The sequence below is a fragment of the Pseudomonas sp. R4-39-08 genome, assembly GCF_003852275.1.
GTDB lineage: Bacteria > Pseudomonadota > Gammaproteobacteria > Pseudomonadales > Pseudomonadaceae > Aquipseudomonas.
The window spans coordinates 5,356,889-5,378,921 of sequence record NZ_CP027733.1 but is presented as its reverse complement, the minus strand read 5'-3'; the positions used below and the strand labels follow the sequence as shown (position 1 = coordinate 5,378,921).

20 protein-coding genes and 1 pseudogene are annotated in these 22,033 nt (G+C 62.2%); 10 read left to right on the top strand and 11 right to left on the bottom strand.

Features of this window, described 5'->3' with window-relative positions; genetic code table 11:
* Positions 1-10 precede the first annotated feature (10 nt).
* The 5 genes from C4J88_RS24940 (at position 11) to fdhA (ending at position 6,369) form a co-directional block, all read left to right on the top strand.
* Positions 11-313: a sarcosine oxidase subunit delta gene (locus C4J88_RS24940; RefSeq protein ID WP_122487201.1), complete on the top strand. Its 303-nt coding sequence runs from the start codon at positions 11-13 to the stop codon at positions 311-313.
* Positions 310-3,327, top strand: coding sequence for a sarcosine oxidase subunit alpha (locus C4J88_RS24935; protein ID WP_124408367.1), 3,018 nt, complete (start codon positions 310-312; stop codon positions 3,325-3,327). Before C4J88_RS24940 ends, C4J88_RS24935 begins: the two co-directional genes overlap by 4 nt.
* Positions 3,328-3,421: 94 nt before the next feature.
* A complete protein-coding gene (locus C4J88_RS24930) occupies positions 3,422-4,054 on the top strand; it encodes a sarcosine oxidase subunit gamma (RefSeq protein ID WP_124408366.1) in 633 nt (210 codons plus the stop codon).
* A gap of 120 nt (positions 4,055-4,174) precedes the next feature.
* Entirely contained in the window at positions 4,175-5,032 is an 858-nt protein-coding gene (purU, locus tag C4J88_RS24925) for a formyltetrahydrofolate deformylase (RefSeq protein ID WP_124364704.1), read from the top strand.
* Between the two features lie 137 nt (positions 5,033-5,169).
* A complete protein-coding gene (gene fdhA / locus C4J88_RS24920) occupies positions 5,170-6,369 on the top strand; it encodes a formaldehyde dehydrogenase, glutathione-independent (RefSeq protein ID WP_065885453.1) in 1,200 nt (399 codons plus the stop codon).
* Between the two features lie 139 nt (positions 6,370-6,508).
* Here fdhA and C4J88_RS24915 read toward each other — a convergent pair whose 3' ends face one another.
* The gene (locus C4J88_RS24915) at positions 6,509-6,967 is read right to left on the bottom strand and encodes an anti-sigma factor domain-containing protein (protein ID WP_124372088.1); all 459 of its coding nucleotides are present in this window, start codon (positions 6,965-6,967) and stop codon (positions 6,509-6,511) included.
* A 125-nt stretch (positions 6,968-7,092) separates the two neighbouring features.
* Here C4J88_RS24915 and C4J88_RS24910 point away from each other — a divergent pair, with 125 nt between their 5' ends.
* A complete protein-coding gene (locus C4J88_RS24910; RefSeq protein WP_124364702.1) occupies positions 7,093-7,665 on the top strand; it encodes a DUF2780 domain-containing protein in 573 nt (190 codons plus the stop codon).
* Here C4J88_RS24910 and C4J88_RS24905 read toward each other — a convergent pair.
* On the bottom strand, positions 7,662-8,549 hold the full coding sequence (locus tag C4J88_RS24905; RefSeq protein WP_124364701.1) for an acyltransferase: 888 nt from the start codon (positions 8,547-8,549) through the stop codon (positions 7,662-7,664). The two genes, C4J88_RS24910 and C4J88_RS24905, sit on opposite strands and share 4 nt — an antisense overlap.
* A gap of 222 nt (positions 8,550-8,771) precedes the next feature.
* On the opposite strand from C4J88_RS24905, the gene C4J88_RS24900 reads away from it, so the two are divergent.
* Genes C4J88_RS24900 through creD form a run of 4 tightly spaced genes read left to right on the top strand, consistent with a single transcriptional unit; the run spans position 8,772 to position 12,754 of the window.
* The gene (locus tag C4J88_RS24900; protein WP_124369028.1) at positions 8,772-9,236 is read left to right on the top strand and encodes an ATP-dependent zinc protease; all 465 of its coding nucleotides are present in this window, start codon (positions 8,772-8,774) and stop codon (positions 9,234-9,236) included.
* A gap of 9 nt (positions 9,237-9,245) precedes the next feature.
* Complete coding sequence (gene creB / locus C4J88_RS24895) at positions 9,246-9,914, top strand: two-component system response regulator CreB (protein ID WP_124408365.1); 669 nt, start codon at positions 9,246-9,248, stop codon at positions 9,912-9,914.
* Positions 9,914-11,353 carry a two-component system sensor histidine kinase CreC gene (gene creC / locus C4J88_RS24890; RefSeq protein WP_124408364.1) on the top strand — a complete coding sequence of 480 codons (1,440 nt, stop codon included), beginning with the start codon at positions 9,914-9,916 and terminating at the stop codon, positions 11,351-11,353. Before creB ends, creC begins: the two co-directional genes overlap by 1 nt.
* 51 nt (positions 11,354-11,404) lie before the next feature.
* A complete protein-coding gene (gene creD, locus C4J88_RS24885; RefSeq protein ID WP_124408363.1) occupies positions 11,405-12,754 on the top strand; it encodes a cell envelope integrity protein CreD in 1,350 nt (449 codons plus the stop codon).
* A gap of 65 nt (positions 12,755-12,819) precedes the next feature.
* Here the strand turns inward: creD and C4J88_RS27890 are convergent.
* From C4J88_RS27890 to C4J88_RS24840, 9 genes and pseudogenes are all read right to left on the bottom strand, one after another.
* A pseudogene (locus tag C4J88_RS27890) lies at positions 12,820-12,909 on the bottom strand (outer membrane lipoprotein carrier protein LolA); the annotation flags it as partial.
* Between the two features lie 22 nt (positions 12,910-12,931).
* Positions 12,932-13,561: a glutathione S-transferase N-terminal domain-containing protein gene (locus C4J88_RS24875; protein WP_124408362.1), complete on the bottom strand. Its 630-nt coding sequence runs from the start codon at positions 13,559-13,561 to the stop codon at positions 12,932-12,934.
* 178 nt (positions 13,562-13,739) lie between these two features.
* Positions 13,740-13,922 (bottom strand): hypothetical protein, encoded by a 183-nt coding sequence (locus tag C4J88_RS24870; RefSeq protein WP_124405479.1) that lies wholly within the window; start codon positions 13,920-13,922, stop codon positions 13,740-13,742.
* On the bottom strand, positions 13,919-15,022 hold the full coding sequence (locus tag C4J88_RS24865) for a PepSY domain-containing protein (RefSeq protein WP_124408361.1): 1,104 nt from the start codon (positions 15,020-15,022) through the stop codon (positions 13,919-13,921). Before C4J88_RS24865 ends, C4J88_RS24870 begins: the two co-directional genes overlap by 4 nt.
* Positions 15,023-15,085: 63 nt before the next feature.
* Positions 15,086-17,524 carry a TonB-dependent siderophore receptor gene (locus tag C4J88_RS24860; protein WP_124408360.1) on the bottom strand — a complete coding sequence of 813 codons (2,439 nt, stop codon included), beginning with the start codon at positions 17,522-17,524 and terminating at the stop codon, positions 15,086-15,088.
* Positions 17,525-17,731: 207 nt separating this feature from the next.
* Complete coding sequence (locus tag C4J88_RS24855) at positions 17,732-18,700, bottom strand: FecR domain-containing protein (protein ID WP_124368599.1); 969 nt, start codon at positions 18,698-18,700, stop codon at positions 17,732-17,734.
* A complete protein-coding gene (locus C4J88_RS24850; RefSeq protein ID WP_124364692.1) occupies positions 18,697-19,215 on the bottom strand; it encodes an RNA polymerase sigma factor in 519 nt (172 codons plus the stop codon). The genes C4J88_RS24855 and C4J88_RS24850 overlap by 4 nt, the downstream gene beginning before the upstream one ends.
* A 183-nt stretch (positions 19,216-19,398) precedes the next feature.
* The gene (locus C4J88_RS24845; protein WP_124368597.1) at positions 19,399-20,106 is read right to left on the bottom strand and encodes a PolC-type DNA polymerase III; all 708 of its coding nucleotides are present in this window, start codon (positions 20,104-20,106) and stop codon (positions 19,399-19,401) included.
* Entirely contained in the window at positions 20,103-22,025 is a 1,923-nt protein-coding gene (locus tag C4J88_RS24840; protein ID WP_124408359.1) for a putative nucleotidyltransferase substrate binding domain-containing protein, read from the bottom strand. The genes C4J88_RS24845 and C4J88_RS24840 overlap by 4 nt, the downstream gene beginning before the upstream one ends.
* Between the last annotated feature and the right edge of the window lie 8 nt (positions 22,026-22,033).

Genomic DNA, 22,033 nt, shown 5'->3' with positions numbered 1-22,033 from the left:
GAAATTTCCTATGTTGCATATCTTCTGTCCTCACTGTGGCGAACTGCGCTCCGAAGAGGAATTCCACGCGTCCGGCCAAGCGCACATCCCGCGCCCGCTGGACCCGAATGCCTGCACCGACGCCGAGTGGGGCGACTACATGTTCTTTCGCGACAACCCCCGTGGCCTGCACCACGAACTGTGGATTCACGCCGCCGGTTGCCGCCAGTACTTCAACGCAACGCGCGACACCCTGACTTACGAAATTCTTGAAACCTACAAGATCGGCGAGAAGCCGCAATTCACCGCCAAGGCCGCTGGAGAGAAGGTATGAGCCAGATCAATCGCCTGTCCAACGGTGGTCGGATCGACCGTAACAAAGTCCTCACCTTTACCTTCAACGGGCAGAGCTACAAGGGCTTTGAAGGCGACACCCTGGCCGCTGCACTGCTGGCCAACGGCGTCGACATCATCGGCCGCAGCTTCAAGTACTCGCGCCCTCGCGGCATCTTCGCCGCCGGCGCCGAAGAGCCGAACGCGGTGCTGCAGATCGGCGCCACCGAAGCCACCCAGATTCCCAACGTGCGCGCCACGCAACAAGCGCTGTACCAGGGTTTGGTTGCCACCAGCACCAACGGCTGGCCGAGCGTGAACAACGACATGATGGGCATCCTCGGCAAGGTCGGCGGCAAGCTGATGCCGCCGGGTTTCTACTACAAAACCTTCATGTACCCGCAATCGTTCTGGATGACCTACGAGAAGTACATCCGCAAGGCGGCCGGCCTTGGCCGTTCGCCGACCGAAAACGATCCGGACACCTACGACAACTTCAACCGTCACTGCGATGTGCTGGTGGTCGGCGCGGGCCCGGCTGGCCTCGCCGCTGCACTGGCGGCTGCGCGCAGCGGTGCGCGGGTGATCATTGCCGATGAGCAGGAAGAGTTCGGTGGTTCGCTGCTGGATTCGCGCGAGAGCCTTGACGGCAAGCCGGCGACCGAATGGGTTGCCAGCGTGATTGCCGAGTTGAAAGCCCTGCCGGACGTGGTGCTGCTGCCCCGCGCCACCGTCAACGGCTACCACGACCATAACTTCCTGACCATTCACGAGCGCCTCACCGACCACCTTGGCGACCGCGCGCCGATTGGCGTGGTGCGCCAGCGTATCCACCGCGTGCGTGCCAAGCGCGTGGTGCTGGCCACCGGTGCGTGCGAGCGTCCGCTGGTGTACGGCAACAACGACGTGCCGGGCAACATGCTCGCCGGAGCCGTCTCTACTTACGTGCGCCGCTACGGCGTGGCACCGGGCAAAAAGCTGGTGCTGTCGACCAACAACGACCACGCCTACCGCGTTGCACTGGACTGGCTCGATGCGGGCCTGCAAGTGGTCGCGGTGGCCGATGTACGCCACAACCCACGCGGCGCGCTGGTTGAAGAAGCCCGCGCCAAGGGCATTCGTATCCTCACCGGCAGCGCCGTAGTCGAAGCGCGTGGCACCAAGCGCGTGAGCGCTGCCCGAGTGGCTGCGATCGATGTGAAAGCACACAAGGTCACCAGCCCCGGCGAGTGGCTGGACTGCGACCTGGTGGCCAGCTCCGGCGGCTACAGCCCGGTGGTCCACTTGGCCTCGCACCTGGGCGGCAAGCCGACCTGGCGTGAAGACATCCTCGGTTTCGTGCCGGGCGAAGCGCCGCAGAAACGCGTGTGCGTCGGCGGTATCAACGGCGTCTACGGCCTGGGCGATTCCCTGGCCGATGGGTTCGAAGGCGGCGTACGTGCGGCCAGCGAAGCCGGGTTCGCCCCGGTTGAAGGCGTGTTGCCTAAAGCCTTGAGCCGTCTGGAAGAGCCGACCCTGGCGCTGTTCCAGGTACCGCACGAAAAAGTTACCGCACGGGCGCCGAAGCAATTCGTCGACCTGCAGAACGACGTGACCGCCGCCGCCATCGAACTGGCTACCCGCGAAGGTTTCGAATCGGTCGAGCACGTCAAGCGCTACACCGCGCTGGGCTTCGGTACCGACCAGGGCAAGCTGGGTAACGTCAACGGCCTGGCCATTGCCGCCCGCTCGCTGAACGTGACCATCCCGCAGATGGGCACCACCATGTTCCGTCCCAACTACACACCCGTGACATTCGGTGCGATAGCGGGCCGTCACTGTGGGCACATCTTCGAACCGGTGCGCTACACCGCGCTGCAAGCCTGGCACGTGAAGAACGGCGCCGAATTTGAAGACGTAGGCCAGTGGAAACGCCCGTGGTATTTCCCGCGCAACGGCGAAGACCTGCACGCTGCGGTCAAGCGCGAATGCCTGGCCGTGCGCGACAGCGTCGGCCTGCTGGATGCGTCCACCCTCGGCAAGATCGATATCCAGGGCCCGGATGCCCGTGAGTTCCTCAACCGTATCTACAGCAACGCCTGGACCAAGCTCGACGTGGGCAAGGCGCGCTACGGCCTGATGTGCAAGGAAGATGGCATGGTCTTCGACGACGGCGTCACCGCCTGTCTGGCCGACAACCACTTCCTGATGACCACCACCACCGGCGGCGCCGCGCGTGTTCTGCAGTGGCTGGAAATCTACCAACAGACCGAATGGCCGGACCTCAAGGTGTACTTCACCTCGGTCACCGACCATTGGGCGACCATGACCCTGTCTGGCCCCAATAGCCGCAAACTGCTGAGTGAAGTCACCGACATCGACCTGGACAAGGACGGCTTCCCGTTCATGACCTGGAAAGAAGGCCTGGTGGGCGGCGTACCGGCGCGGGTGTTCCGTATCTCGTTTACCGGCGAGCTGTCGTATGAAGTCAACGTGCAGGCCGACTACGCCATGGGCGTGCTGGAACAGATCGTCGAGGCCGGCAAAAAGTACAACCTGACGCCGTACGGCACCGAAACCATGCACGTACTGCGCGCCGAGAAGGGCTTCATCATCGTCGGCCAGGACACCGACGGCTCGATGACCCCGGACGACCTGAACATGGGCTGGTGCGTAGGCCGTACCAAACCGTTCTCGTGGATCGGCTGGCGCGGGATGAACCGCGAAGACTGCGTGCGTGAAGAGCGCAAGCAGCTTGTCGGGCTCAAACCGATTGACCCGACGGTATGGCTGCCGGAAGGCGCGCAGTTGGTGTTCGATCCGAAGCAGACGATCCCGATGAAGATGGTCGGCCACGTCACCTCAAGCTATGCGCACAACTCCCTGGGCTATTCGTTTGCCATGGGCGTGGTGAAGGGCGGCTTGAAGCGCATCGGCGAACGGGTGTTTTCGCCCCAGGCCGATGGCAGCGTGATCGAGGCGGAGATTGTGTCTTCGGTGTTCTTTGATCCGAAAGGTGAGCGGCAGAACATCTGATACCTGATCGTTCCCACGCTCCGCGTGGGAATGCATCCCCGGGCGGCATTCCCACGCAGAGCGTGGGAACGATCAATTTAAGACAAGGTGCTTTATGACAGCAGCCAACGTATACCAACAACGCCCCACCACCGGTGCCAAGGCCGAGTCGTCGCTGCACCATGCCGACCTCGCCAGCCTGGTCGGCAAGGGCCGCAAGAATGCCGGCGTGACCGTGCGTGAAAAGAAACTTCTGGGCCACCTGACCCTCCGCGGCGACGGCCACGATGCCGCATTCGCCAGCGGCGTGCACAAGGCCCTGGGCATCGAACTGCCTGGCGCCCTGCAGGTCATCGTCAACGGTGAAACCAGCCTGCAATGGCTCGGCCCGGACGAATGGCTGTTGATCGTACCAGGCGGCGAAGAGTTCGCTGCCGAACAAAACCTGCGCGCGGCGTTGGGCGACCTGCATATCCAGATCGTCAACGTCAGCGGCGGCCAGCAAATTCTTGAACTCAGCGGTCCGAACGTGCGCGATGTGCTGATGAAGTCCACCAGCTACGACGTGCACCCCAACAATTTCCCGGTGGGCAAGGCGGTGGGCACGGTGTTCGCCAAGTCGCAACTGGTGATCCGTCATACCGCAGAAGACACCTGGGAACTGCTGATCCGTCGCAGCTTCTCGGATTACTGGTGGTTGTGGCTGCAGGACGCCTCGGCCGAGTTTGGCCTGAGCGTTCAAGCCTGATCGTTCCCACGCTCCGCGTGGGAACGCATCCCGGGACGCTCCGCGTCCCAAGAGCGGACGCAGAGCGTCCATGGCGGCATTCCCACGCAGAGCGTGGGAACGATCAAGGAGTCAACCGTAATGAGCCGCGCACCCGATACATGGATTTTGACCGCCGACTGCCCCAGCGTGCTCGGCACGGTGGACGCGGTCACCCGCTACCTGTTCGAGCAGGGCTGCTACGTCACCGAGCACCACTCGTTCGATGACCGCCTCTCGGGCCGGTTTTTCATCCGTGTGGAATTCCGCCAGCCGGACGGTTTTGACGAGCAAGCCTTTCGCGACGGCCTGGCCACGCGCGGCGAAGCCTTTGGCATGATCTTCGAGCTGACGGCGCCGAACTACCGGCCCAAAGTGGTGATCATGGTCTCCAAGGCGGACCACTGCCTGAATGACCTGCTGTATCGCCAGCGCATCGGCCAATTGTCGATGGACGTGGTCGCGGTGGTGTCCAACCACCCCGATCTGAAACCCTTGGCCGACTGGCACCAGATTCCCTACTTCCATTTCCCGCTGGACCCCAACGACAAGCCGTCCCAGGAGCGCCAGGTGTGGCAAGTGGTGGAAGACACCGGCGCCGAGTTGGTGATTCTTGCGCGCTACATGCAGGTGCTGTCGCCGGAACTGTGCCGCAAGCTGGACGGCAAGGCGATCAACATCCACCACTCGTTGCTGCCGGGCTTCAAAGGCGCCAAGCCCTATCACCAGGCGTACAACAAGGGCGTGAAACTGGTCGGCGCCACGGCGCATTACATCAACAACGATCTGGATGAAGGCCCGATCATCGCCCAGGGTGTGGAGGTGGTGGATCACAGCCACTATCCCGAGGATTTGATTGCCAAAGGGCGCGATATTGAAGGGCTCACGTTGGCGCGGGCGGTGGGGTATCACATCGAGCGGCGGGTGTTTTTGAACGCCAATAGAACTGTGGTGCTTTGACTGACGCCATCGGGAGCAAGCCCCCGATGAGGCCCTCAAAAACAACGCAAAAACAGCATCTGTAACCCGAGCACTTAAACGCGCTGCCCACCTAACAGGGCAACGCAGTTCCATAAAAACAACAGCGAGGTGAAAGCATGTCTGGCAATCGTGGTGTCGTGTATCTCGGCAACGGCAAGGTCGAAGTACAGAAAATCGACTATCCCAAAATGCAGGACCCCCGTGGCAGGAAGATCGAGCACGGCGTCATCCTGCGCGTGGTCTCTACCAACATCTGCGGCTCCGACCAACACATGGTGCGCGGCCGCACCACCGCCCAGACCGGCCTGGTGCTGGGGCATGAAATCACCGGCGAAGTGATCGAGAAGGGCAGCGACGTCGAGAACCTGAAGATCGGTGACCTGGTGTCGGTGCCCTTCAACGTAGCGTGCGGCCGTTGCCGCTCCTGCAAGGAAATGCACACCGGCGTGTGCTTGAGTGTCAACCCGGCGCGCCCGGGCGGCGCTTACGGCTATGTCGACATGGGCGACTGGACCGGTGGCCAGGCTGAATACGCGCTGGTGCCTTACGCCGACTTCAACCTGCTCAAACTGCCGGACCGCGACAAGGCGATGGAGAAAATCCGTGACCTGACGTGCCTCTCCGACATCCTGCCGACCGGCTACCACGGTGCGGTCACGGCAGGCGTTGGCCCAGGCAGCACGGTCTACATCGCCGGTGCCGGCCCGGTCGGCCTCGCCGCTGCCGCGTCAGCACGTCTGCTGGGCGCTGCGGTCGTGATCATCGGTGACGTCAACCCGATCCGCCTGGCCCACGCCAAGGCCCAAGGCTTTGAAATCGCCGACCTGTCCACCGACACGCCGTTGCACGAACAGATTGCCGCGCTGCTCGGCGAGCCGGAAGTGGACTGCGCCGTCGATGCCGTAGGCTTTGAAGCACGCGGCCACGGCCATGACGGCGTCAAGGCCGAAGCCCCGGCCACGGTGCTCAACTCACTGATGGGCGTGGTGCGCGTGGCGGGCAAGATCGGTATCCCCGGCCTTTACGTCACCGAAGACCCAGGCGCTGTCGATGCCGCCGCTAAAATGGGCAGCCTGAGCATTCGTTTTGGTCTGGGTTGGGCCAAATCCCACAGCTTCCACACCGGGCAAACGCCGGTGATGAAGTACAACCGCCAGCTGATGCAGGCGATCATGTGGGACCGTATCAACATCGCTGAAATCGTCGGCGTGCAGGTGATCAGCCTGGATGACGCGCCACGTGGCTATGGCGAGTTCGATGCGGGTGTGCCGAAGAAATTTGTGATTGATCCGCATAAGCTGTTCAGCGCGGCATAAAGCCTTGGGCAAATGTCCCAGCCACTGAAAATCAAATGTGGGAGGGGGCTTGCTCCCGATGGCGGTGGTTCAGTCAGTGCCGCTGTGACTGACCTGCCGCTATCGGGAGCAAGCCCCCTCCCACAAGGGATTAGGGTGTTTAGCGTGCGGCCAGCGCACCCTGGTAGACGGTCGGGCCGGTTGGCTGCTTGCTCAGCGAGCCACCCTTGGTTTCCGAACTCACCATCAATTCCACCGGCTTGCTGATGCTTTCCTGTTGGCGTGGATTCAAGCCAATGATGCCTTTGCCATCTTCTGGCAAAAGTCCCAGAGACACAGGCGTGCCGTCTTTGGGGATGGCCCACAGCTCCAGGCTCTGGTCGGGCGCAGGCGCCGTGGCGGCAATCGGCTGTACTTCCAGATAATCCTTGTGCGCCATGATTTGCGCGGCCGGCTGCTGGGTCGTCGTCACCAACGTCGCCGCGGATTTGACGCTGTCCTGGGTGTAGAGCGCGCCGCCGATGCCGGCCGCCACCACGGCGCAGGCGCCGATGAACAGACGCGGGCGGCTCCAGAAGGCAGGCTTGTGCTCAATCACTTGGGGTTGGATCGCAGTCATAAGTCTCTTCCTGACAAATTTTGTAGTCAGTTCCTAGACCCGCTTATCCCCGATGGGTTCCGGAACAACCGACGGGATACCCAGTCCAACGCCTGCTTTTGCACCTATTTTCTGAGGTTGTCTTGATGAAGATTTCACGCGGTTTTGCCCTTTCCTGCCTGTTGACCGTGGCCGCCAGCCCGGTGTTTGCCGCAGGCTTCAGCCTTGGCGATGCGGCCAACGCCATTTCCGGCATGCAGGGTGGCAACAACAAGGCCGCCGCCGCTGCTCCAACATCGGAGACGGCCGACCTGCTGACAGCCCTGACCTCTCAACTCAATATCACCCCGGAGCAAGCCGTCGGCGGCACGGGCGCGATGCTGGGCCTGGCGAAGAACAAGCTGAGCAGCAATGACTTTTCGCAGTTGGGCGATAGCGTGCCGGGCCTCGATAAACTGTCGGGTAACAATGCCCTGGGCAGCCTGGGTGCCTTAAGCGGGATGCTCGGCCAGGCCGGCGGCAGCAAGACCAGCGGCCTGGACGGCCTGCTGGGCAACGTGAAAAACACTAATGATTTGAACACCGCGTTCAGCGCCCTGGGCATGGACAGCGGCATGATCGGTCAGTTTGCTCCGGTGATCCTGCAATACCTGGGCGGGCAGGGCGCCGATAGCTCGGTGCTGGGCAAGCTGGCCCAGGCCTGGGGCACCGGCAGCTAAGACTGCTGCGCGCGCAGCTGCTCGATGCGCGCATCCTTCTCCCGCCAGAGCTGGTTGACCCAGTTCTGGACGGTCAGGCGAAACGCCGGATCGTTCTCGTAGTCCCCCTGCCACAACGCCGCGTCCAATTCACGGGTGCGGATATCCACGATCACCTTCGGCACCGCGCCGCTGATCAAATCCCAGAACCCTGGAATCTTTGGCTGTGGGTACACCACGGTCACGTCGAGGACGGCATCCAACTGCTCGCCCAGCGCCGCCAACACGAAGGCCACGCCGCCCGCCTTCGGTTTGAGCAGTCGGTTAAACGGCGAGTCCTGCTGCTTGCGTTTAGCCTCGCTGAACCGCGTGCCTTCCAGGTAGTTGACCACCGTCACCGGCTGGCGCTTGAACAGCTCGCAGGCCTCTTTGGTGATCTTCAGGTCCTGCCCGGCCAGCTCCGGGTGCTTGGCCAGGTACGCTTTGGTGTAGCGCTTCATGAACGGATAATCCAGCGCCCACCAGGCCAGGCCAAGGAAGGGCACCCAGATCAGCTCTTTTTTCAGGAAGAATTTGAAGAACGGCGTGCGTCGGTTCAATGCCTGGATCAGCGCTGGAATATCCACCCAGGACTGGTGGTTGCTGATGACCAGGTAAGAGGTGTCGCCCCGCAGGTCTTCACCGCCGCGAATATCCCACTGGGTGGGAATGCACACCGCGAAGATCAGCTTGTCGATCTCGGCCCAGGTCTCGGCGATCCACATCACCGCCGATGACGCATAGTCACGCGAGCGGCCCGGTGCCACCAGCTTGAGCAGGGCAAACACCAGCAAGGGGCCGATCAAAATCAGCGTGTTGAGTAACAGCAGCAGTGTGACCAAACAGCCGGTGAGCAGGCGGCGCATAAGCAACTCTTGAAATTCTGTGGGCGGGCAATGATAAGCAAGGTGCGTCCAGAGGCCAAATCGCAAATGGCTGTACGAATGTTTCACAACGTGCCGGTTATGCTCGGTGATCCAACTAAGTGCCGTGCGTGCGGTCTAGAATCCGTCCACTTCTTTCGAGGAAATCATGCCGTGAAATTGTTCCTTGGCGCGTTCGCCCTAGTTTTTCCCGTTATCACCGCCATGCCTGTGATGGCCGCCGAACCGACCCTCTACGGTCGCTACGAATACATTCAACTGCCGGAAATCGGCCAGACCTTCAAGGCCAAGATGGACACCGGCGCGTTGACCGCCTCGTTGTCGGCCCGCGATATCGAAACCTTCACCCGTGATGGCGACGACTGGGTACGCTTCCGCCTCGGCGGCAAGGACGCCGACAACAAAGTCTACGAGCACAAGGTCTCGCGCATCAGCAAGATCAAGAGCCGCGCCGACGAAGATGACGACAAGGACGAAGCCAGTGTGGCCAAGCGCCCGGTGATCGACCTGGAGATGTGCCTGGGTGACGTCAAGCGTACCGTCGAGGTCAACCTTACCGACCGCAGCAGCTTCAATTACCCACTGCTGATCGGCGCCAAGGCCTTGCGTGAATTCGGTGCAGCAGTAAACCCGGCCCGTCGTTACACTGCCGACAAACCGGACTGCTGACGGACCCACATGCCGCATATCCTGATTGTCGAAGACGAAGCGGCGATTGCCGACACGCTGATCTTCGCCCTGCAAGGCGAGGGCTTTAGCACCACCTGGCTGAGCCTGGGCCAGGCGGCGCTGGAGCATCAGCGCCAAACCCCGGCCGACTTGATCATCCTCGACATCGGCCTGCCCGACATCAGCGGTTTTGAAACCTGCAAGCGACTGCGCCGGTTCAGCGAAGTGCCGGTGATGTTCCTCAGCGCGCGCGATGGCGAGATCGACCGGGTGGTGGGGCTGGAAATCGGCGCCGACGATTACGTGGTCAAGCCCTTCAGCCCGCGTGAAGTGGCGGCCAGGGTGCGGGCGATTCTCAAGCGGGTCGGCCCGAATGCGGCGCCTGCGGTGTTCCAGGTCGACCTGGAACGCATGCAGATCCACTATCGCAGCCAGCCGCTGAGCCTGACGCGTCACGAATTCCGCCTGCTGCAAAGCCTGCTGGAGCAACCCGAGCGTGTGTTCAGCCGCGAGCAACTGTTGGACGCGGTAGGCGTACCCGCCGACGCTGGTTACGAGCGCAACATCGACAGCCATATCAAAAGCCTGCGGGGCAAGTTGCGCAGCGTGGCCGCCGATGCCGAACCGATCCAGACGCATCGCGGCCTGGGTTACAGCTACAGCCCGAGCCATAGCTGATGCGCCTGGGGCTGCGGATTTTCCTGGTTTACGCGCTGTTTATCGGCCTGACCGGTTACTTTGTGCTCAACACGGTGATGAAGGAAATCCGCCCCGGCGTACGCCAGTCCACCGAAGAAACCCTGGTGGACACCGCCAACCTGCTCGCCGAAATCCTGCGCACCGATGTGAAGAACGGCACCCTCGACCAGAGCCACTGGCCGCAGGTGCTCAAGGCGTATGGCAATCGTCAGCCGGGTGCGGTCATCTGGGGCCTGCCGAAGAACCAGGTCAACCACCGCATCTATGTCACCGACGCCAAGGGCACGGTATTGCTCGACTCCACGGGCGAGGCGGTGGGCCAGGACTATTCCAGGTGGAACGACGTATACCTGACCCTGCGCGGTGAGTACGGCGCGCGCTCAACCCGCAGCGAAGCGGATGACCCAACCTCGTCGGTGATGCACGTGGGCGCGCCGATTCGTGACGACGGCCGGATTATCGGCGTGGTGACCGTGGCCAAGCCCAATAGCTCGTTACAGCCCTACGTCGACCGCACCGAGCGGCGCCTGCTGTGGTATGGCGCCGGGCTGGTGACTCTGGGCCTGCTGCTGGGCGCACTGTTGTCTTGGTGGCTGAGCGTCGCCCTGAAGCGCTTGACCGCCTATGCCGAGGCCGTCAGCGAAGGGCGTCGGGCTGAGTTGCCCCATTACCGTGGCGGCGAGCTCAAGCAGCTGTCCACCGCTGTCGAACACATGCGCACGCAGCTGGAGGGCAAAGCCTATGTCGAACACTACGTGCACACCCTGACCCACGAACTGAAAAGCCCGCTGGCGGCCATTCGCGGCGCGGCGGAGTTGCTGCAGGGCGACATGACCCGCGAACAGCAGCAGCGTTTTGTCGGCAATATCGACAGCGAAAGCGCACGCCTGCAGCAGCTGATCGAGCGGTTGTTGAACCTGGCACAGGTGGAGCAACGCCAGGGGCTGGAAGAACAATCGAGTATCGCGCTGGCGGGCCTGGTCGATGATGTACTCAAGGCGCAATGTGCGCGGATCGAAAGCGCCGGCCTGCAGGTCGAGCAAAGTATCGGCGCCGATGTGCGGGTGTTTGGCGAACCCTTCCTGCTGCGCCAGGCCCTGGGCAACCTGCTGGACAACGCCCTGGACTTCACCCCGCCCGGCGGCGAACTGCGGTTCAGTGCGCAGGTGCGGCACAACGACGTTCGGGTGAGCCTGTTCAACCAGGCCGCGCCGATTCCGGATTACGCCTTGCCGCGCCTGAGCGAGCGTTTCTATTCCCTGCCGCGTCCGGCCAGCGGGCGCAAAAGCACCGGCCTGGGCCTTAACTTTGTCGAAGAAGTGATGAAGCTGCACGGCGGCGCGCTGCAAATCGGCAACGTACCGGGTGGCGTGGAGGTGGTGCTGCATCTCCACACAATCTCCACACTGCCCACATAAATCCCCCACACAGGCTGCCCAGACTCTCCTTATCAAAACAGGGAGAGTCCCATGAACCGCAGCCTGCTTTTCAAACTTGGCGCGATTGCGCTGCTGATCCTGCTGTTGCTGATTCCGTTGCTGATGATCAACGGCATCATCAGCGACCGCCAGCAACTGCGCGACGGCGTACTGATGGACATCGCCCGCAGTTCCAGCTTCGCGCAGCGCCTCACCGGCCCGGTGATGGTGGTGCCTTATCGCAAGACGGTGCGCGAATGGAAACTCAATGAAAAACTCAACAAACGCTACGAAGAAACCCGCGAGGAGCGCGGCCGTTTGTATTTCCTGCCGGAGCGCTTTGAGCTCGACGGCCAGGTGCAGACCGAGCTGCGCGCACGGGGCATCTACCAGGCGCGGTTGTTTCATGCCGACAACCGCATCAGTGGACGTTTCCAACTGCCTGCACAACTGGGCATCACGGAAAACTTCGCCGACTACCGTTTTGATCCGGCGTTTCTGGCGATGGGCATCAGCGATATTCGCGGCATCGAAAATGCGCTGACGCTGGAGCTGGGCGATCAGCGCCTGGAATTTGCGCCGGGCTCCCTGGTGGACTGGCTGGGAGAGGGCGTGCATGTGCTGCTGCCCGACCAGGACAGCCGGAAACCCGCCACCGTGGATTTCGCCTTCGACCTGCGCCTGCAGGGCACTGAACAACTGCAGGTGGTGCCCGTGGGCAAGACCAGCCAGGTATCACTTGCCTCCAACTGGCCGCACCCAAGCTTTATCGGCAACTTCCTGCCGGCGCAGCGGGACGTCACCGACAAGGGCTTTACCGCCCACTGGCAAACCTCGTTCTTCGCAACCAACCTCGAGCAGGCCCTGCAAACCTGCCTGGACCGCCAGGGTTGTGATGACTTCAATAACCGCAGCTTCGGCGTGAACTTCATCGACCCGGTGGACCAGTACCTCAAGAGCGAACGCGCGATCAAATACGCGCTGCTGTTCATCGCCCTGACCTTTGCCGGCTTCTTCCTGTTCGAAGTGCTCAAGAGCCTGGCCGTGCACCCCATCCAGTACGCCTTGGTGGGCTTTGCATTGGCGTTCTTCTACCTGCTGCTGTTGTCGCTGTCCGAGCATCTGGGGTTTGCCCTGGCGTACCTGATATCGGCCAGCGCCTGCGTGCTGTTGATCGGCTTCTACGTGTGCCATGTGCTGCGCAGCGTGATCCACGGCCTGGGTTTTTCGGTGGGCTTGGCGGCGTTGTATGGGTTGTTGTACGGGCTGCTGAGTGCCGAGGATTACGCGTTGCTGATGGGCTCGTTGTTGCTGTTCGGCCTGCTGGGTACGGTGATGGTGCTGACGCGCAGACTGGATTGGTATGGCGTGGGCAAGCGCAAGGCGGAGGCGGTGCAATGATCGGGTTGCGCGAAGATCAGCAAATGAAGGCGAGGATGGTCAACTTCCTCATCAACGCCACCGTCCACTGTAGGAGCGAGCTTGCTCGCGAAGAATGCAAGAACGCCGCGTTTAACCAAGTGCCCCGCGTTATCGTTGACGATTTTCGCGAGCAAGCTCGCTCCTACAGGGGGGCCGTTAAACGGGCGGTTGGGTCTGCTGCATCGAAGGCCGCTGGCTGACCTCGGCGTACCAGGCGGCAAGCCTGGGGTTATCCACGCGCCATTGCAGGTCGGGATGGCGGAAGTCGAGGTAGCCCAAGGCACAGGCCACGCTGATCGCGGCGATGTCGAAGTGGCTGGCCAGTTCGGCAATCGCCTCGGCTTCCAGCTCGGCCAGTGCGCGCCGCATCTTGTTGCGCTGCTCGTCCAGCCACTGGTCCCAATGTTTCTCCACCGGGCGCATCGCAGTCTCGTAGCGCACCAGCACGGCGGCATCCATGATCCCGTCGGCCATCGAGGCCAGAGTCAGGCGGCGCCAGCGGGCCGCGCCGTCGCGGGGGATCAGCGGGTTGCCGACGTGCTGGTGGTCGAAGTAATCGAGGATCACCCGGCTGTCATGCAGTACCGAACCGTCGGCCAGGCGCAGGGCCGGGATCTTGCCGACCGGGTTGCCTTGCACCACATGTGCATCCGGGTTGACGGGGGTGGGCATACAGGCATGCAGGGCCACACGGTCCTGCTGGCCGGTCTCGATCAGCAGCACGCGGACTTTGCGCACGAACGGCGACGCGGGGTTGTGGAACAAGGTCATGCTGGGGGCGGACATGGGCATTCCTCGAAATGGGATGTGGCTAGCCTAGAGGCTTGCGCCGTGGCTGGCGAGGGGGATTTTTGGTGGTTTCGAAGGCCTCATCGGGAGCAAGTCGAATCGTCGCACCGCCCCTCCCACATTTAACAGTGTTCACAAATCAAAATGTGGGAGGGGCTTGCCCCCGATAGCGCCCTCAGCCGCGCCGCTTGAACAACGCCCATGCACCAATGCCAGCAGGAACGCCCAACCCGACCCAACTCAACGCATCCCACCCCCCGTCCCCCAGCAACGCCGCAAACAACCCGGCGGCGCTCAACAGGCCAATCCCCAGCGGAATGCCAAACACTTTCCAGAAACTCGACTGCCGGGGCTTCATGCCTTGCCCGCCTTGCGCCGCACGATCCATAAGTAAATCCCGCTGACCAGCACGATGATGGTCAGCACATCCAGCACCGCCCAGAGGATTTTCATCGGCATGCCGCCGTAGTCACCGAAGTGCAGCGGCTGGGACATGCCCATGGCGTCCATGTACCAGGGCCGTGCGGCGATGGCGGTCACGGCCAGGGTGCGGGCGTCGATCAATACCGGGGTGAGCAGATGGGAAGTGAGGTGGGTGCTGCCCTTCATGAACACGGCGTAGTGATGTTCGCTGGAAAAGCGCGTGCCGGGGAAGGCGATGAAGTCCGCTTGCATGCCGGGCGCGGCATTGGCGGCGATGCTCAGCAATTCGCTGGCCGGTGCGCGCTGGGTCAGCGGCGGGGCGTTTTTATAGGGTTCGATCATGGCGCTGAGGGCGTCCTCGCGCCAGGCGGCGATGATCAGGTCGGCGCTGGCGCTGATCACACCGGTCACGCCCACCACCAGTGCCCAGGTCAGTGTGACCACGCCGATCAGGTTGTGCAGGTCGAGCCAGCGCAGGCGAGTGGACTTGTTTTGGCGCACGGTGGCGAACTTCAAGCGGCGCATGAACGGCAGGTACAGCACCGTGCCCGAGACGATCGCCAGCACGAACAGAACCCCCATGAACGCCAGCAACAGCTTGCCTGGCAGCCCGGCGAACATGTCCACATGCAGGCGCAGCAGGAACAGGGTGAGCCCACCATTGGCGGAGGGCATTTCCACCGCTTCGCCGGTACGCGCATCCAGCATGAAGGTGTGGGACGAATTCGGCTCGGTGCCGGCCGTGGCAGCCATGATCGCGATCACACCGTTCTGGTCGTCCTCGTCCCACGCCAGGTACTGCATGGCCTCGCCAGGTCGATGGGCCTGGGCCTTGGCCACCAGTTGCTCCAGGTTGAGTTGCGGCGTCCCGGCGGGCATCTGCTTGAGCTGCGGCTCGTTGCCCAGCAGATGGTCGATCTCGTGGTGAAACACCAGCGGCAGGCCAGTGAGGGCGAGCAGCAGCAGGAATACGGTGCAGATCAGGCTGGTCCAGGTGTGGATGAAGGACCAGCGGCGGATGGTTTTGCTTTTCATCACGGCTCCAAAGGCAAAAGGGCCGCAACTTGGGCGGCCCTTTATCAGCGGTTGTTCACCGTCTTAAAATTTGTAGTTCACGCTGGCAACCACATTACGCTGGTCACCGTAGTAGCAGTAAAAACCGTCGCAGGTAGACAGGTAGTCCTTGTTAAAGATGTTTTTGGCGTCGACGGCTACGGTCACCCCCTTCATGGTGCTGTTCAAACGGCCAAGGTCGTAGTGCACCGAGGCGTCGTAGACGGTGTAGGAGCCTACATGGCCCAGTTCGGTGTTGGCGGCGTTGCCATAGGTGTCGCCGACGTAGCGCACGCCCGCGCCAACCCCGAAGCCATCCAGCATGCCGCTGCGCCAAGTGTAATCAGCCCATCCCGTGGCTTGGTTGCGAGGCAATTGGTTCAGTCGATTGCCCTTTTCAGCGGCTGCACCCTCGATAATTTCGCTGTCGTTGTAGGTATAGGAACCTACCAGCTTGAGGCTTTCTGTGACGTCAGCGCTGGCTTCCAATTCAAGACCACGGACCCGTACTTCACCCACCTGACGCGTGATACTGCCTTCGGTAACGGAGGTGTTTTGCTGTGTCAGGTCGAACACTGCAGCGGTAAACAGGGCTTGGGTGCCTGGCGGCTGATACTTGAGGCCGGCCTCGTACTGCTTGCCTTCGGTGGGTTTGAACGCCCCGGTACTGCCCACTTGGGTGCCTGACCCTGCCTGGAATGATTCGGCGTAGGACAGGTACGGAGTGATACCGTTTTCGAAGACGTAGCTCAGTGCAGCATTGCCGCTGAAGTGCTTGTCGCGCTGAGTATTGGTGGCGTCGTTCTGATTATGGAAGGTGGTGCCGGTGTGTACCCAGTCTTCGCGTCCACCCAGAGTCAGCCGCCAGTTGTCCAGCGCCATTTGGTCCTGGACGTAGAGACCGGTCTGGTGCGTCTTCTGCGTGTAGTCGTACATGCTGAAGTACTGGACCTTGGAGAAGTCCTGTCCATATACCGGGCGGTTGAAGTTGATGGTGGGGACACCTGCCGAGCCCCACAGCCAGCGTGCGTCACTGTCCGAGCGCTGGTGATCGAGCCCCAGCAGCAGCGTATGACTGATCGAACCGGTCTTGAAGTCAGCCTGAAAATTGTTATCCACGGCAAACTGGCCGATGTTCTCATCGACCTTGCCCGCAGAGCGACTCACGTTGCCATCGGCATCGACCGCGACTTCAGGTCCATTTGGGAAGAACGCGCCACCGGCGGTTATGCCTTGGAACGACAAGTCATTCTTGGTATAGCGCAGGTTCTGGTGAAACTGCCACGTGTCGTTTAAACGTGTTTCGAAGGCATAGCCGAGTGCGTAGTAGGTGCGATCATAAAATTCCCAATCCGGATCACCCAGGTTCTTATGGTGGGAAATCTTCCCGGCGGGCGAGCTTAGTTTGGTGCCCTGAAGCGGCAGAAACTGTCCGGTAATACCGGTATCGTCGCGGGTGAACTGGGTGAGCAGGGTCAACTTGGTATCGTCGTTGATATTCCAAGTAAGGCTGGGGGCAACGTTGTAGCGCTTGTCGGGGATGTGGTCCACCGCAGTATTGCTGTCGCGCACGACGCCGCTGATACGATAGAGCAACTGGCCTTCGTCGTCGATTTTGCCGGTGCTATCGAAGTTGATCTGCTTGTGATTATTGCTGCCGGCTTGTACTTCAATTTCGTTCGAGGCGTCGGCCTGGGGACGTCGGCTGACCATATCCAACAATCCCCCTGGCGGTGTTTGCCCGTAAACCGACGATGCGGGGCCACGCAGGACGGCAATTCGCTCAAGGTTCCAGGTGTCTATTTTGGGCGTGGCGTAGTTGCCTTTTGGGAGTGGTAGGCCGTCGAGGAATTGAGTGGGGACGAAACCCCTCACCAGCAACCAATCGCTGCGTGAATCCGAGCCATAGCCGCTGCTCTGCACGCCTGCGGTGTAGCGCAGGGCATCGTTAAGGTTGAGAACAGAGCGGTCCTCCATTTGTTGGCGAGTGATTACCGTGACCGAACGGGGCAATTCTGCGATGGGCGTGTCGGTCTTGGTGCCCGCTGCAGTGCGAGTGGCGACATAGCCGTCCACCGGCCCCCACGCGCTCTCATAACTGCCCTGACCAATAATGCTCGTCTCCGGCAACGCCACGACACCATCTGCAATTGCCACCAACGTAAACGTCCCGGCGCTGCTCTGTTCCAACTGCAACCCCGTGCCCCGCAACGCTTCACGCAACGCACCCTGGGCGTCGAACTGGCCCTTGACCGGGGCCGAGGTTTTGCCGGCGGCGAGTGCCGGGTTGAGGGTGAGGGCGAGGCCGGCCTGGCTGGCGATCTGGTTCAGGGTGGAGGCCAGTGGGGCGGGCGCCAGGTTGTAGGCGCGCACGCTGGTGGCCTGCTCGGCGGCGATCAGCGGGGCGCTGACCAGCGGGGCGCCGAGAGCAATCGCCACGGCTAACAGGCTGGGGCGCAACAAGGTGTCTAGCGTGCGGGACATGGGCGGCTCCTGAATGAAAATATTTCTCAATTGCCTAGGTGCCGGACGAGAATCGGAAAGTGATAGGGCGCGGTGAAAATATTTTTTGGGTGGTGTTCTTGAGGGCCTCATCGGGGGCAAGCCCCCTCCCACACTTTGATTTGTGAATACATTCAAAATGTGGGAGAGGGCTTGCTCCCGATAGCGATCGCCCAGGCACTGCAAACCCTAAGGCTTACCCGTGACGGTCACCCACCACGGCGTGTGCTGCTCGATCTGCACCGGCAATGTGGGCAATAGCGCATTGAGCGCCAGGGTAGTGTCGTGCAGTGGGAAGCTGCCGGTGATGCGCAGGTCGGCCACGTTGTCATCCACGCCCAGATGGCCGGTGCGATACCGGCCGAGTTCCGCCACCACATCGCCCAGGCGGGCGTTGTCGACGACCAGCATGCCGCGGGTCCAGGCATCGGTGGCCGGGGGCACGGCAAGCAAAGGGCCCAGGCCATCGCTGCGCATCAGCACTTGCTGGCCTTGCTTGAACACCTGCTCCTGATGCAGCGCCTGGGGCTGGGCGGCCACGGCCGATTGCAGCACGCTCAGGCGCGTGGCGTGATCTTCGCGCCTGACGATAAACCGCGTCCCCAACGCCCGCAGGTTGCCGTCGCGGGTCTGGACAGAGAACGGGCGGGCATCGTTGTGGCCGGTCTCGACGAAAATTTCGCCTTCCTGCAACACAATCAAACGATGCTTATCGTCGAAACGCACGTCAATTGCGCTGTGGGTATTGAGCGTGATCCGGGTGCCGTCAGCCAGCGTGAGTGTGCGCTGCTCGCCGGTGGCGGTGCGTTGATCGGCCAGCCAATAGTGGATCGGCACGTACCGCTCACCGGCAAACAACGCCAGCCCAACTACCAGCGCAATGCTCGCCAGGCCACGGCCCAGCTTGCGCATACGCTGGCGAACGCTTTCGCGCGACTGCAACAACGCGGCCCGCGCAGGGCCGCAGGCTACGCTGAAACGCTGGTCGAGCATGCCCAGCTGGCGCCAGGCGCGGGCGTGTTCTTCATCGCTGGCCAGCCATTTGGCGAATTCTTCCTGTTCCACCTCGCTGCCATCGCCTGCGTCGAGGGACAGTTGCCAGGCAATCGCGGCGTCCAGCACGCGGGCCGACACCGGCTTGGAGCTGATCAGCGTCACGTCGGCTCGCCATACAGCGCGATGTAGCACTGGCGAATGCCCTGGGCCAGGTACTGGCGCACGCGCGGCACCGACACACCCAGGCGCTGGGCGATTTCTGCATGGGCCATGCCGTCGAGGCGGTTATAGAGGAACGCGGCGCGGGCTTTGCTCGACAGTGTGCCGAGCAGGCGGTCGATGGCTTTGAGGTCTTCAAGGATCAGGTGCTGTTCTTCGGGCGAAGGGTGTTCGCTTTCCGGAATCAGCATCAACTCAGTGAGGTAGGCCTGTTCCAGGGCGGCGCGGCGGAAATAATCGAACAGCAAGCCCTTGGCAATCGCTACCAGAAAGGCGCGTGGCTCGCGGGGTGCGCGCAGCCCGTCTCGGCCCAGCAGGCGCATGAAGGTGTCCTGGCTGAGGTCTTCGGCGCGGCTCGGGCAGGCTACGTTGCGCCGCAGCCAGGCCAGCAGCCAGCCACGATGGTCGCGATACAACGCGCCAACAAGCTCACTGTGTGGGGGCTGGACCGACGACAAGGCATCACCGAATAAAGTTTAAACTAACGAGAATTATTCGCGATTGTGTCAGAGGCGTGGGATGGGCGCAATTGGCGTCTGTCGGGCGATCGTTCCCACGCTCTGCGTGGGAATGCCGCCCTGGACGCTCCGCGTCCCCTGGAACGACGGCGTGGGAATGCCGCCCCGGACGCTCCGCGTCCACTAGAAAGACGGAGCTTGTTTACGCCGCTTCCACTGGGACAAGCGCTCTTGCAGCGCCTGGGGCGTGTCTATGTGTTGCTGGCGCGCACGGCTGAACAGAATCAGCATCAGCTCCGCCGTCGCCAGTGCGTCGGCGCTGGCGTGATGGCGCTCGCCCACCTGCAATTTGAAATGGCTGATCCAGTCATCCAGCCCCGCCTCACGGATGTTCGCTTCAGGGCATAACAGCGGGGCGATATCGGCCACATCGAGAAACGGGTGGGTCAGGCGATAACCCAGGCTGTCCATCAGCGCCCGGCCCAGCATGTGTTGATCGAACGGCGCATGGAAGGCCAGCAGCGGGCTGTCGCCAACGAACGCCATGAAGTCCAGCAGCGCGTCCACCGGGTCGCTGCCGGCCGCGATGGCGCTGGGGCCGAGGCCGTGGATCAACACGCTGGGGCTGAGTTTGGTGGCGGTGCGTTGCAGGGTGCGTTCGAACATCTGCGAGAAGTCCACCGCCCCGTCCTCGATCACCACGGCGCCGATGGACAGCACCTGGTCACGGTTGAGGTTCAGGCCGCTGGTTTCCAGGTCGACCACCACCCAGCGCTGGCTGCGCAATGTGCCATGGCCCAGCGCCGAGGGCCCGCGCAACTCGGCCAGGCGCTGCTGCTGCGCCGCGTCGAGCCTGGGTTTTTTCGCGCGCAGCCAACTGAACAGGCTCACAGTTGATAGCGCAAGGTCAGGCTGCTTTGCAGGCGCTGGGCCTGACGCAGGGATTCGCGCAGGATGCGGCGGTCCAGATGGTTGAGGCTGTCCGGATCGACGCGGTTGGAATACGGCTGGTTTTCCCGCGTCTGCACCTGGTGCTGTTGCATGCGGGTTTGTTGGATGAAGTGATAGGCCTCTTCATACGCGGCGCCGTCCAGTGGCTCGATCACGCCTTTGGCGACCAACTGGCGCAGCCGCTCCAGGGTGTTGTTGGCATGCACACCGTGCGCCAGGGCCAGCAGGCGCGCACCGTCCACAAACGGCGTGAGGCCCTGCACCTTGAGATCAAGGGTGGCCTTTTCACCGCTTTTGCGCGTCAGCACGAACTCGCGAAAGCGCCCCACGGGTGGGCGCTGGCGCAAGGCATTCTCGGCCAGCATGCGCTGGAACAGTCGGTTATCCGCCACCTGATCCAGAATGCCCTGGCGCAGTTGCTCGCAGCCCTGCTCGTCGCCCCACACCACCCGCAAGTCGAAATAGATGCTCGACCCCAGCAGATTCTCCGGCGTCGCTTCGCGGATGAAGGCGCCAAACCGCCGCGCCCACTCGGCCCGCGACAGGCACAGCTCCGGGTTGCCGGCCATGATATTGCCCTTGCACAGGCTGAAGCCGCACAGCGCCAGGCTCTGGTTGATTTGTTGCGCCAGGGGCAGCAGGCGCTCGCGAATGTCGGCGGCCTCCACGGCGTCTTTGGCCTCGAACAGGATGCCGTTGTCCTGGTCGGTGAACAGCGTCTGTTCGCGGCGGCCTTCGCTGCCAAAACACAGCCAACTGAAGGGCACGCCGGGGTCGCCTCTTTCCGTCAGGGTCAGCTCGATGACCCGGCACACGGTGTGATCGTTCAGCAAGGTAATGATGTGAGTAATCTGGGTCGACGAAGCGCCGTGGGCCAGCATGCGCTCGACCAGTTGGCCGATTTCGCCGCGGATCGCCACCAGCTGTTCCACCCGGGACGCGTTGCGGATGGTCCGCGCCAGGTGCACCAGGTCGACGCGCTGCAGGGAAAACAGATCGCGCTCCGATACCACGCCACACAGGCGCCGGTCCTGCACCAGGCATACATGGGCGATATGCCGCTCGGTCATGGCGATCGCCGCGTCGAACGCGCTGTGGTCCGGGGACAAGAAAAACGGTGCCTGGGTCATATGGCCGGCTATGCCTTGACTGAAATCACCGGTACCGTCGGCCACTACCTGGCGCAGGTCACGCAAGGTGAAGATGCCCAGCGGCGCCTTGTGCTCATCGACAATCACAATGCTGCCGACCTGCTGCTCGTGCATCAGCCTCACCGCTTCGCGCAGCGCGGTGTCCGGGCTGCAGGTGACGGGATGGCGCATGGCCAGTTCCCCCAGGCGCGTGTTCAGGGAATATTGGGTGCCGAGGGTTTCCACGGCTTTTTGCTGCACCTGCTGGTTGACTTGGTCAAGCAGGCTGCTGACACCGCGCAGGGCAAAATCCCGAAACGGGCTGGACAGGGCGAACAGCTTGATGAACGCCATCTTGTTCAGTTGCAGGCAGAAGGTGTCTTCGGCGGCTTTGTGCTCGGTGCGGGTGGCGCGTTCGCCGAGCAAAGCGGCGAGGGGGAAGCACTCGCCGGTGGTGATTTCGAACGTGGTATCTGCCGAGTCCGGGCGCTCGCCGACCACGCGGCCCTGCTTGACGATATAAAAATGCTCGACCGGCCCGCCCGACGGTTTGAGGATGCTGTCGCCGGGGCCATAGAAGCGCAGTTGGCACTGTTCCACCAGAAACGCCAGATGCGCCTGCTCCATCTGATTGAATGGAGGGAAGCGTTGCAGGAATTGCAATGTGCCATGGATGTTCTGCAACACGGCGGTTTTACCCGCCTGCGTGAAAGCATCAGCTTTACTCATAACAGTGA

Excerpts from the sequence above, each read along its gene's own strand:
- C4J88_RS24940 (WP_122487201.1), top strand. The coding sequence starts at position 11 with ATGTTGCATATCTTCTGTCCTCACTGTGGCGAACTGCGCTCCGAAGAG.
- C4J88_RS24935 (WP_124408367.1), top strand. The coding sequence starts at position 310 with ATGAGCCAGATCAATCGCCTGTCCAACGGTGGTCGGATCGACCGTAAC.
- C4J88_RS24930 (WP_124408366.1), top strand. The coding sequence starts at position 3,422 with ATGACAGCAGCCAACGTATACCAACAACGCCCCACCACCGGTGCCAAG.
- purU (WP_124364704.1), top strand. The coding sequence starts at position 4,175 with ATGAGCCGCGCACCCGATACATGGATTTTGACCGCCGACTGCCCCAGC.
- fdhA (WP_065885453.1), top strand. The coding sequence starts at position 5,170 with ATGTCTGGCAATCGTGGTGTCGTGTATCTCGGCAACGGCAAGGTCGAA.
- C4J88_RS24915 (WP_124372088.1), bottom strand. The coding sequence starts at position 6,967 with ATGACTGCGATCCAACCCCAAGTGATTGAGCACAAGCCTGCCTTCTGG.
- C4J88_RS24910 (WP_124364702.1), top strand. The coding sequence starts at position 7,093 with ATGAAGATTTCACGCGGTTTTGCCCTTTCCTGCCTGTTGACCGTGGCC.
- C4J88_RS24905 (WP_124364701.1), bottom strand. The coding sequence starts at position 8,549 with ATGCGCCGCCTGCTCACCGGCTGTTTGGTCACACTGCTGCTGTTACTC.
- C4J88_RS24900 (WP_124369028.1), top strand. The coding sequence starts at position 8,772 with ATGCCTGTGATGGCCGCCGAACCGACCCTCTACGGTCGCTACGAATAC.
- creB (WP_124408365.1), top strand. The coding sequence starts at position 9,246 with ATGCCGCATATCCTGATTGTCGAAGACGAAGCGGCGATTGCCGACACG.
- creC (WP_124408364.1), top strand. The coding sequence starts at position 9,914 with ATGCGCCTGGGGCTGCGGATTTTCCTGGTTTACGCGCTGTTTATCGGC.
- creD (WP_124408363.1), top strand. The coding sequence starts at position 11,405 with ATGAACCGCAGCCTGCTTTTCAAACTTGGCGCGATTGCGCTGCTGATC.
- C4J88_RS24875 (WP_124408362.1), bottom strand. The coding sequence starts at position 13,561 with ATGTCCGCCCCCAGCATGACCTTGTTCCACAACCCCGCGTCGCCGTTC.
- C4J88_RS24870 (WP_124405479.1), bottom strand. The coding sequence starts at position 13,922 with ATGAAGCCCCGGCAGTCGAGTTTCTGGAAAGTGTTTGGCATTCCGCTG.
- C4J88_RS24865 (WP_124408361.1), bottom strand. The coding sequence starts at position 15,022 with ATGAAAAGCAAAACCATCCGCCGCTGGTCCTTCATCCACACCTGGACC.
- C4J88_RS24860 (WP_124408360.1), bottom strand. The coding sequence starts at position 17,524 with ATGTCCCGCACGCTAGACACCTTGTTGCGCCCCAGCCTGTTAGCCGTG.
- C4J88_RS24840 (WP_124408359.1), bottom strand. The coding sequence starts at position 22,025 with ATGAGTAAAGCTGATGCTTTCACGCAGGCGGGTAAAACCGCCGTGTTG.